The sequence below is a fragment of the Neobacillus sedimentimangrovi genome, assembly GCF_010614825.1.
Taxonomy (GTDB): Bacteria; Bacillota; Bacilli; order Bacillales; family Cytobacillaceae; genus Neobacillus; species Neobacillus thermocopriae.
Map to the genome: position 1 here is coordinate 22,063 of NZ_JAAFZF010000037.1, position 10,643 is coordinate 32,705.

The window sequence follows — 10,643 nt, forward strand, 5'->3', positions numbered from 1 at the left end:
ATTGCTTAGTTTTAGTTGGATTACTAAACCCATGCCAAGTGATTTTTGTTTATTTAAAATGCAGTTATTTTCTTCAATTGGAGAAGATATAGATAAATGATGAAAGTCCATTTCCTCAAAATAGACACTAAATACTAAATAGGATAGAATTTGTACAAAGACTATTCTGTATGACAGAATAGTAATTTGTAGTTTTACATGTGGAGGTGTAGTATTTTGGCCAAAAAGAACGAAATTGTCGTCCCTCTCCTACCGCTTCGGGGGCTGCTGGTGTATCCGACGATGGTCCTGCATTTAGATGTAGGCCGTGAACGTTCGGTGCAGGCACTTGAAAAAGCAATGGTAGATGACCATATTATTTTCTTAACAACTCAAAAGGATGTTTCGATAGATGAGCCTACAGAAGAGGACTTATATAAATTTGGCACATTAACAAAAGTAAAACAAATGCTAAAACTTCCTAACGGAACAATACGTGTATTAGTGGAAGGATTAAGCAGAGCAGAAATTGTATCTTTTTATGATGAAGATGATTATTTTTCAGTTAGTGTCAAAACATATGAGGACCCGACCGATAAGGATGTTGAGGATCAGGCATTGATGAGAACAATGCTTGATTATTTTGAACAATACATAAAATTATCGAAGAAGATTTCAGCAGAGACCTTTGCTTCTGTGGCTGATATTGAAGAGCCAGGACGAATGGCAGATATCATTGCTTCTCATTTGCCAATTAAACTGAAGGAGAAACAAGATATCCTTGAAACGATCGATGTAAAACAAAGAATGAACAAGGTCATTGATGTCATTTTTAATGAAAAAGAAGTATTAAATTTAGAAAAGAAAATCGGACAGCGTGTAAAACGCTCGATGGAAAGAACGCAAAAAGAATATTATTTACGCGAACAAATGAAAGCCATCCAAAAGGAATTAGGCGATAAAGAAGGAAAAACTGGCGAGATAGCAGAGCTGACGAAAAAAATTAATGAAGCCGGCATGCCTGAACATGTATATAAAGCAGCGATGAAAGAGCTCGACCGCTATGAAAAAGTTCCTACTAGTTCGGCAGAAAGTGCAGTCATTCGCAATTATATTGAATGGCTTATTAGTTTGCCTTGGTCGAAAAAGACAGAGGATAACATCAATATTCATCGTGCAGAAAAAATTCTTAACCAAGAACATTACGGACTTGAAAAAGTAAAAGAACGAGTCCTTGAATACTTGGCCGTGCAAAAGCTGACGAATTCTCTGAAAGGACCAATTCTTTGTCTTGCCGGACCTCCAGGTGTTGGTAAAACAAGTCTTGCCCGATCCATTGCGGAATCCCTAAATCGGAAGTTTGTTCGTATATCCTTAGGAGGTGTCCGTGATGAATCGGAAATTCGTGGACATCGAAGAACGTATGTTGGTGCTATGCCAGGTCGTATTATCCAAGGTATGAAAAAAGCAGGAACAATTAACCCGGTCTTTTTACTTGATGAAATCGATAAAATGTCCAGCGATTTCCGTGGAGATCCATCAGCTGCGCTTTTAGAAGTACTTGACCCGGAGCAAAACCACAATTTCAGTGATCACTATATTGAAGAAACCTATGATTTATCAAAGGTTATGTTCATTGCAACCGCTAATAACTTAAGTACCATTCCCGGACCTCTGTTGGACCGAATGGAGATCATAACGATTGCAGGGTATACCGAGCAGGAAAAGGTTCATATCACAAGAGATCACTTGCTGCCGAAACAAATGAAGGAAAACGGACTGTCAAAAGGAGTATTACAAGTTCGTGATGATGCCATCTTAAAAATTGTCCGTTATTATACAAGGGAAGCCGGTGTCCGCAGTTTAGAACGTCAAGTGGCAACCATTTGCCGTAAGACGGCGAAAATCATCGTTTCCGGTGAAAAGAAACGAGTGGTTGTGACAGAGAAAAATTTAGAAGAATTTTTAGGAAAAACAAAATTCCGATACGGACAAGCGGAAACAGAAGATCAGGTCGGAGTGGCAACTGGTTTGGCCTATACAACAGTCGGGGGAGATACATTGCAAATCGAGGTTGCTTTAGCGCCTGGTAAAGGAAAGCTCGTCCTTACTGGTAAACTAGGTGATGTGATGAAGGAATCGGCACAGGCCGCCTTCAGTTATGTCCGATCCAAAGCAAAGGAGCTTGAAATTGAAGAGGACTTCCATGAAAAATATGATATTCATATTCACGTCCCTGAAGGGGCTGTTCCTAAAGATGGCCCATCTGCCGGTATTACGATTGCGACTGCACTTGTTTCCGCGTTAACCGGACGGCCGATCCGCCGGGAAGTAGGAATGACTGGGGAAATTACACTTCGAGGAAGAGTTTTACCAATCGGCGGATTAAAAGAAAAAACGTTAAGTGCCCATCGTGCAGGTTTGACAAAAGTCATCCTTCCAAAGGACAATGAAAAGGATATTGACGATATTCCAGAAAGTGTACGCAACGAATTAGAATTTGTTCCTGTTACGCATGTCGATGAAGTATTAAGGCATGCTTTAGTGGAGGGGAGAATGGAATGAAAGTAACAAGTTCTGAAATCGTCATTAGTGCCGTTAGGCCAGATCAGTATCCTGATACTGATTTGCCGGAATTTGCCTTAGCTGGCCGTTCCAATGTGGGGAAGTCATCATTTATTAATAAGATGTTAAATCGTAAAGGTTTGGCGAGGACTTCATCAAAACCTGGAAAAACACAAACATTAAATTTTTTCTTAATTAATGAGTCACTGTATTTTGTCGATGTTCCGGGATATGGCTATGCGAGAGTCTCAAAGTCCGAACGTGCTGCCTGGGGGAAAATGATTGAAACGTATTTTACTTCTAGGGAGCAATTGCGTGCTTGTGTACTAATCGTTGACCTGCGCCATCCGCCAACAAGTGATGATGTCATGATGTATGACTTCTTAAAGCATTATGAAATCCCATGCATCGTTATTGCAACAAAGGCGGACAAAATTCCTAAAGGAAAGTGGCAAAAGCATTTAAAAGTGACAAAAGAAACACTCGACCTTGATTCGAATGACGATATCGTTATTTTTTCCTCAGAAACAGGGGAAGGAAAAGATAAAGCATGGGCAATTATAGAAAAGTATATGTAAGAAAATGATCTCATAACAAAAACGCCTGGCGTGATGCCAGGCGATTATTTTTTCTTTTTAAAGAGAAAATAAATACCGATTAGAATTAACAAAACAGGCCAGAATTTCCAGACAAGGCTCATTCCGTTTTGTACAAATTCAAGATAATTAGCAATCTTATCATAATACAGTAATAGAACAGCTAAAATAAGAAAGAGAAAGGCTTGAAATAAACCTGAACTCGTTTTTTGAAAACGAAGGAAAAAGCCTAATGAAATAATTAAAAATAACATGCCTATATTATTATTAGGCCAGAATGTGACGTTGCCAACGAAATGAAAATGAAGACCAAATCCGACTAGTATCACTCCAGGCAAAATTGCTTCTGAATCATTAGCTGAATAGCCTTGTCCTAAGAAGGCAGTCCCAACAATGATCAACAAAGTTGGCCATGTAAAAAATGTTTGAAAAATAGTAATTCCAGATTGCTGCAATAAAAAATAGGCACCAAATCCTATTAAAATAATTCCAGGAAAAATTTGCTGGTTCTTCAATTCAAACACCACTTCCAGTAAAGTCGACTTGAATCTAAACTATTTTTTTGTTACTGTACATAAGGGAGTATAATAAGTAAATACTCTCATTCAATTAATAATAATATCATACAGGTTTCGATGAATGTTCACAATTATCGCGTATTGAGTGAAAGTGATCATGATATAATCAATGTAGTTATATTGTAAAACATATGGGGGTGTCAATTACAAATGCATATAGTAGTAGTCGGATTAAACTATAAAACTGCCCCTGTTGAAATCCGTGAGCGGTTGACTTTTAATGAAACAGAACTTGTGGATGCGATGCAAAAATTAAATCATAAGAAAAGCATCCTAGAAAATGTGATTCTCTCTACATGTAATCGTACAGAGATTTATGCGGTCGTGGACCAATTGCATACGGGCCGTTATTATATTAAAGAATTTATTTCTGATTGGTTTGGCATTGAGCAAGCAGAATTCTCGCCATTTTTATTCATCTATGAGGATGAAGCCGCAGTTAATCATTTATTTCAAGTGACATGTGGACTAAATTCCATGATTTTGGGTGAAACCCAAATTCTTGGCCAGGTTCGATCTAGCTTTATGCTTGCTCAAGAAAAAGAAACAACTGGTTCGGTGTTTAATCATTTATTTAAACAAGCGATCACAGTTGCTAAGCGTGCTCATTCTGAAACAGAAATTGGTGCAAACGCAGTGTCCGTCAGCTATGCAGCAGTAGAATTGGCAAAGAAAATCTTCGGTTCTCTTGCTAACAAACATGTGTTAATTTTTGGTGCTGGTAAAATGGGTGAATTGGCCGTTCAAAATCTGCACGGGAACGGGGTTAAAAAAGTAACCGTTATTAACAGAACACATGAAAAAGCAAAAGACCTTGCAAGTCGCTTCAATGGAGAGGCAAGAACAATTAAAGAATTGCAATGTGCACTGGTTGATGCTGATATTTTAATTAGTTCTACCGGTGCAAAGGATTTTGTAATTACTAAAGAAATGATGGAAAAAGTGGAGAAATTGCGAAGAGGAAAGCCGTTATTCATGGTGGATATTGCGGTGCCACGTGATTTGGATCCAGCCATTGCTGAGCTAGAAAATGTCTTTTTATATGATATTGATGATCTGGAAGGAATTGTCGAATCCAATCTTCAAGAACGGAAAAAGGCAGCTGAAAAAATCATGCTGATGATCGAAAAGGAAGTTGTCGATTTCAAGCAGTGGCTCGGTATGCTTGGTGTTATTCCTGTCATTTCTGCCCTGCGAGAAAAAGCCCTTGCTATTCAAGCTGAAACGATGGTCAGTCTAGAACGTAAGCTGCCAAATTTATCAGAACGTGATAAGAAAGTTTTAAATAAACATACGAAGAGTATCATTAATCAGCTCTTAAAGGATCCAATTTTACAAGCTAAGGAATTGGCTGCAAGTAATAATGCGGAACAGGCCATGAACCTATTTATGAAAATTTTTAATATCGAAAATATGGTCAAAGAGCAGCAATCAAAAGCGAATGCAGCCGAAACGAACAAAATACCTGTTAAAGAAGCCCAAGCTTCCTTTTAAGTCAAAGGGGGCTTCTTAATATGACAAATGTCTTGATGACAAGGCTGCATGAATTCACGGTTGTTCTTTATGCCTTAAGTGTGCTGCTTTATTTTTTCGATTTTCTGCAACAAAACCGGAAGGCCAACCGAATTGCCTTCTGGTTACTTGTATTTGTCTGGGTTTTGCAAACTGGCTTTCTCATATTTTATATGTTTCAAACAGGTAGATTCCCTGTACTCACCATCTCTGAGGGACTCTATTTTTATGCCTGGATATTAGTCACATTTTCACTTGGGATCAATCGTTTTTTGCGGGTTGATTTTATTGTTTTTTTCACCAATCTTCTTGCTTTTTTTGTTATGGCGATTCATGCTTTTGCACCGATGGAATATCATTCGCAAGTTATGGCTAAACAACTAGTATCAGAACTTTTGTTTATTCATATAACGATGGCCATTCTATCATATGGAGCATTTTCCCTGTCATTTGTTTTTTCTTTATTATATTTAATTCAATATGATCTATTAAAAAGAAAGAAGTGGGGGACACGTTTGATTCGGATTGCGGATTTGAACAGTCTTGAAAGACTTTCATACATATTGGCTATTATCGGCGTTCCCATGCTTCTTTTAAGTTTAATTTTAGGATTACAGTGGGCACTTCTTAAGCTTCCAGGCATGCCGTGGTACGACATGAAAATCGTTGGTTCGTTTCTCCTATTAACGGCTTATAGTATTTATTTATATTTAAAAACGGTCAAAAACCTTACAGGGAAAAAATTGGCCCTATGGAATGTAGGTTCCTTTTTAATCGTATTAATTAATTTCTTCTTATTTGGACAATTATCAACATTTCATTTATGGTACTCATAATTTAGGAGGCAATCATGAGAAAAATTATCGTAGGCTCCAGACGTAGTAAATTGGCATTAACACAAACAAATTGGGTCATTGAACAGTTAAAAAAATTAGATCCACGTTATGATTTTGAAGTAAAAGAAATCGTTACAAAGGGAGATAAAATCCTTGATGTGACCCTTTCCAAAGTGGGTGGAAAAGGGTTATTTGTTAAAGAAATTGAGCAAGCTATGTTGAATAAAGAGATTGATATGGCGGTCCACAGCATGAAAGATATGCCTGCTGTTCTTCCAGAGGGGCTGACAATAGGATGTGTGCCATTCCGTGAAGACCATCGTGATGCCTTAATATCTAGAGGGCATGTTAAATTAAAAGATTTAAATTCGGGAGCAATCATCGGTACTAGTAGTCTTCGCCGTAGTGCGCAGATTTTAGCGGCGCGTCCGGATTTGGAGATTAAGTGGATCCGTGGCAATGTAGATACGAGATTGGCGAAGTTAGAGACGGAAGAGTACGATGCTATCATCTTAGCTGCAGCAGGTCTTTCCCGACTCGGCTGGGCATCTGATGTCGTGACAGAATATTTAGATACAGATGTATGTATCCCAGCTGTCGGCCAGGGGGCTTTGTCTATTGAATGCCGTGAAGATGATCAAGAGCTTCTAGCACTTTTAGAAAAATTAACAGATAAGAAAACGGAAAGAGCGGTTCGTGCTGAACGTGCCTTCCTGCAAAAAATGGAGGGAGGATGTCAAGTACCGATTGCCGGTTATGCTTATGTAGATGAAAATGATGACATCGTCTTAAATGTGCTAGTGGCTTCCCCAGAAGGGCAAGAAATTTTCAAGGAAGAGCTCAGAGGACAAAACCCGGAAGAACTTGGCGTCCAAGCTGCTAACCTATTAATAGAAAAAGGGGCAAAGGACCTGATTGAGAGAGTGAAGCGGGAGCTTGAAGGAATATGATTCAGCCCCTGCCTTTGCTTGGGAAAAGGGTCCTTGTGCCAAGGGGTAAAGATCAAGCGAAACCTTTTTCACAGCTTGTTGCAAGCTTCGGCGGGTTCCCTATTGAAATTCCATTGATTGATTTTCGGCCAATTAAAAAGAATGAACGCCTTCAAGACTGTTTGAAGGTTCTTGATACATATGATTGGATTATCTTTACAAGCAATGTAACAGTAAATACCTTTTTCACCTTTATAAAAAAGGAAGGGGCATGCTTTCCGAATATAGCGGTAATCGGGAAAAAGACGGAGAAAGTTCTACGGGATAGAGGATTCCCAGTTGCATTTGTCCCTTCAGCATATGTGGCAGAAGTGTTCGTTCGTGAGTTCATACCACATATACAAAAGGGAACAAGAGTATTGATTCCAAAAGGAAATCTTGCCCGCGAATATATTGCAAGCTCACTGCGGGAAGCTGGGGCTGTAGTGGATGAAGTGGTCATTTATGAAACCTTTATGCCTGAGGAAAGCCGTCATAAGCTTGCAAAAATGCTCGATTGTGGTGAACTTGATATTTTAACATTTACTAGCCCTTCGACGGTTGATCATTTAATGGAAGTGGTTAAGGAATACGGCCTACAAGATAAGCTGAAGCATTGCATCATTTCTTGTATTGGACCTATTACAGAGAAAAAATTGCGGGAATATGGGCTGCCGGTTCATGCGGCACCATCTGAGTACACCATAGAGGAAATGCTTAAGAGTACGATTGCTTTTTTAGCTGCGGAAAAATGAGTGATATTGCAAGTAAAGCGGTATCATTTGCGTGTAAAGCTTCCTTTTTCTCGAAAAAAGGAGGCATTATTCTAAAAATTTACACGCGCAAGAAAATGTTTGTTTGTGGTTAGAACCTGTATTTAATAAAAACGAGTTGGAGGTAATATCTATGCAACTTCAATTTTCACGCCACCGTAAATTACGTTCTAGCGCTAATATGCGTGCGCTTGTTAGAGAAAATCATTTAAGAGAGGAAGATTTCATTTATCCACTGTTTATATATGAAGGAGAAAATATCCGTAAAGAGGTATCATCCATGCCTGGTGTGTTTCAAATCTCTATGGATCACCTTCATGCAGAAATGGAAGACATTGTCGCCCATGGAATAAAAGCGGTGTTATTGTTCGGTATTCCCGCAACGAAAGATGAATGCGGCGGACAGGCTTACCATGACCATGGCATTGTTCAAGAGGCAACCCGTTACATCAAAAAACATTTCCCTGATATCCTTGTTATAGCAGATACTTGTCTATGTGAATACACGAGCCACGGCCATTGTGGAGTGGTCAAAGGAGAAAAAATACTTAATGATGAATCCTTGGAATTACTTGTGAAAACGGCTGTTAGCCAGGCTCAGGCAGGTGCGGATATTATTGCTCCATCCAATATGATGGATGGATTTGTTGCCGCGATTCGAGCAGGTTTGGATGAAGCTGGCTTTACAGAAATCCCTATCATGTCTTATGCAGTAAAATATGCTTCCTCTTTCTACGGTCCATTCCGTGAGGCTGCTGAAGGAGCTCCACAATTTGGTGACAGAAAAACATATCAAATGGACCCGGCGAACCGCCTAGAAGCTTTTAGAGAGGCTGAATCAGATGTGGCTGAAGGCGCAGATTTCTTAATCGTTAAGCCTGGCATGCCATACCTAGATATTGTCCGTGATATGAAAAATAACTTCAATGTGCCGATTGTCATTTACAACGTAAGCGGCGAATATGCAATGATCAAAGCTGCAGCACAAAACGGTTGGTTGGATGAGAAAAAGACGGTACTGGAAATGCTGGTGGGAATGAAGCGCGCAGGCGCGGATTTAATCATCACCTATCATGCAAAAGATGCGATTCGTTGGTTAAAAGAAGAACAATAATTTTATCCGAAGTGAGGGAAAAGAATGCGTTCATATACAAAATCAATAGAAGCATTTAAAGAAGCCAAAAAACTAATGCCCGGCGGTGTTAATAGTCCGGTTCGTGCGTTTAAATCCGTCCAAATGGATCCAATCTTCATGGAAAGGGGAAAAGGCTCTAAAATCTATGATATTGACGGGAATGAATATATTGATTATGTCTTATCATGGGGACCCCTTATCCTTGGACACTCCAATGATCGTGTCGTAGAGGCGCTGAAAAAAGTAGCCGAGGAAGGGACCAGTTTTGGTGCACCAACCTTAAAAGAAAATGAACTAGCCAAGCTTGTGATTGAACGAGTGCCTTCCATTGAAGTCATTCGCATGGTGTCTTCTGGTACGGAGGCAACGATGAGCGCTCTCCGTTTGGCGAGAGGCTATACTGGCCGTAACAAAATATTGAAATTCGAAGGTTGCTATCATGGGCATGGTGATTCTCTTTTAATTAAAGCAGGATCGGGTGTTGCGACACTAGGTTTGCCTGACAGTCCAGGTGTACCAGAAAGTGTAGCGAAAAATACGATTACCGTGCCATATAATGATCTTGAAAGTGTGAAATATGCTTTTGAACAATTTGGCGAAGACATTGCTTGCATTATTGTCGAGCCAGTAGCCGGCAATATGGGGGTTGTTCCGCCGCTTCCAGGCTTCTTGGAAGGTCTTCGTGAGATTACCAATCAATACGGCGCGCTTCTTATTTTTGATGAGGTAATGACTGGTTTCCGTGTAGGATACAACTGTGCCCAAGGACACTTTAATATTAAGCCTGATTTAACTTGCTTAGGGAAAGTCATCGGTGGAGGTCTTCCAGTCGGTGCTTACGGGGGCCGTGCGGACATTATGGAACACATTGCTCCGAGTGGTCCAATTTATCAGGCAGGAACATTATCTGGTAATCCGCTGGCGATGACTGCAGGTTATGAAACTCTTAGCCAGTTGACACCAGAACATTACGAAGAGTTTATTCGAAAAGGTGACATGCTTGAAAAAGGTATTAAGGAAGCTGCGGATAAGTATGGAGTGCCAGTTAGCTTTAACCGTGCCGGTTCAATGATTGGTTTCTTCTTTACAGAAGAAAAAGTCATCAATTACGAAACAGCCAAGTCATCGAATTTAGAATTTTTTGCAGCCTACTATCGTGAAATGGCAGAACAAGGTGTGTTCTTACCGCCTTCCCAATTTGAAGGGTTGTTTCTTTCAACCGAGCACACTGATGAAGATATTGAAAAAACAATTAAAGCAGTCGAAAAGGCTTTTTCAAATCTTAAATAAATTTTTGAGCGACACTCGCCATAATGGCGGGTGTTTTTTTATGTGCGCCCGGCATGGGTGTAATCTATAGGGTGAAAGTCCCGAGCTGCGAAGGCAGAAGTAGCAGTTAGCTTAACGCAAGGGTGTCCGTGGTGACGCGGAATCTGAAGGAAGCGAGCGGCAAACTTCCGGTCTGAGGAACACGAACTTCATATGAGGCTAGGTATCACTGGGTGAGTTTGCATGACAAAACAAAGCCCTTTCTGCCGAAGGTGATACAGAGTAAATGAAGCAGATGGATGGAAGGAAAGATTACACTCTTACCCGGGGAGGTCTGGCTGGCACGCCAAGTAACCTTGGTAACCTATCTAGTGATAGATAGCTGAGCAGTCAGAAGTCAGCAGAAGTCATAGTACTCTTTCAAGCTCGAGA

At 40.0% G+C, this 10,643-nt stretch carries 9 protein-coding genes; 8 read left to right on the plus strand and 1 reads right to left on the minus strand.

Annotated features, from left to right (window positions below; genetic code table 11):
* The first annotated feature begins 216 nt into the window (after positions 1-216).
* The gene (gene lon / locus GZA11_RS12070) at positions 217-2,544 is read left to right on the plus strand and encodes an endopeptidase La (RefSeq protein WP_038536547.1); all 2,328 of its coding nucleotides are present in this window, start codon (positions 217-219) and stop codon (positions 2,542-2,544) included.
* On the plus strand, positions 2,541-3,122 hold the full coding sequence (gene yihA, locus GZA11_RS12075; RefSeq protein ID WP_163183996.1) for a ribosome biogenesis GTP-binding protein YihA/YsxC: 582 nt from the start codon (positions 2,541-2,543) through the stop codon (positions 3,120-3,122). Before lon ends, yihA begins: the two co-directional genes overlap by 4 nt.
* A 44-nt stretch (positions 3,123-3,166) precedes the next feature.
* Here yihA and GZA11_RS12080 read toward each other — a convergent pair whose 3' ends face one another.
* A complete protein-coding gene (locus GZA11_RS12080) occupies positions 3,167-3,655 on the minus strand; it encodes a LiaI-LiaF-like domain-containing protein (protein ID WP_038536545.1) in 489 nt (162 codons plus the stop codon).
* Positions 3,656-3,868: 213 nt separating this feature from the next.
* On the opposite strand from GZA11_RS12080, the gene hemA reads away from it, so the two are divergent.
* The 6 genes from hemA to hemL all read left to right on the plus strand — a co-directional run bounded on the left by hemA (position 3,869) and on the right by hemL (position 10,232).
* Positions 3,869-5,212: a glutamyl-tRNA reductase gene (gene hemA, locus GZA11_RS12085; protein ID WP_038536543.1), complete on the plus strand. Its 1,344-nt coding sequence runs from the start codon at positions 3,869-3,871 to the stop codon at positions 5,210-5,212.
* A 20-nt stretch (positions 5,213-5,232) separates the two neighbouring features.
* On the plus strand, positions 5,233-6,066 hold the full coding sequence (locus tag GZA11_RS12090; RefSeq protein ID WP_038536541.1) for a cytochrome C assembly family protein: 834 nt from the start codon (positions 5,233-5,235) through the stop codon (positions 6,064-6,066).
* 14 nt (positions 6,067-6,080) lie between these two features.
* Positions 6,081-7,016, plus strand: coding sequence for a hydroxymethylbilane synthase (hemC, locus tag GZA11_RS12095; protein ID WP_163183998.1), 936 nt, complete (start codon positions 6,081-6,083; stop codon positions 7,014-7,016).
* Positions 7,017-7,051: 35 nt separating this feature from the next.
* Entirely contained in the window at positions 7,052-7,789 is a 738-nt protein-coding gene (locus tag GZA11_RS12100; protein ID WP_321175685.1) for a uroporphyrinogen-III synthase, read from the plus strand.
* A gap of 151 nt (positions 7,790-7,940) precedes the next feature.
* Positions 7,941-8,921, plus strand: a complete 981-nt coding sequence (gene hemB / locus GZA11_RS12105) for a porphobilinogen synthase (RefSeq protein ID WP_038536535.1) — start codon at positions 7,941-7,943, stop codon at positions 8,919-8,921.
* A 24-nt stretch (positions 8,922-8,945) separates the two neighbouring features.
* Positions 8,946-10,232 carry a glutamate-1-semialdehyde 2,1-aminomutase gene (gene hemL, locus GZA11_RS12110; protein WP_038536533.1) on the plus strand — a complete coding sequence of 429 codons (1,287 nt, stop codon included), beginning with the start codon at positions 8,946-8,948 and terminating at the stop codon, positions 10,230-10,232.
* Positions 10,233-10,643 lie beyond the last annotated feature (411 nt).

Excerpts from the sequence above, each read along its gene's own strand:
- hemL (WP_038536533.1), top strand. The coding sequence starts at position 8,946 with ATGCGTTCATATACAAAATCAATAGAAGCATTTAAAGAAGCCAAAAAA.
- hemB (WP_038536535.1), top strand. The coding sequence starts at position 7,941 with ATGCAACTTCAATTTTCACGCCACCGTAAATTACGTTCTAGCGCTAAT.
- GZA11_RS12090 (WP_038536541.1), top strand. The coding sequence starts at position 5,233 with ATGACAAATGTCTTGATGACAAGGCTGCATGAATTCACGGTTGTTCTT.
- yihA (WP_163183996.1), top strand. The coding sequence starts at position 2,541 with ATGAAAGTAACAAGTTCTGAAATCGTCATTAGTGCCGTTAGGCCAGAT.
- hemC (WP_163183998.1), top strand. The coding sequence starts at position 6,081 with ATGAGAAAAATTATCGTAGGCTCCAGACGTAGTAAATTGGCATTAACA.
- hemA (WP_038536543.1), top strand. The coding sequence starts at position 3,869 with ATGCATATAGTAGTAGTCGGATTAAACTATAAAACTGCCCCTGTTGAA.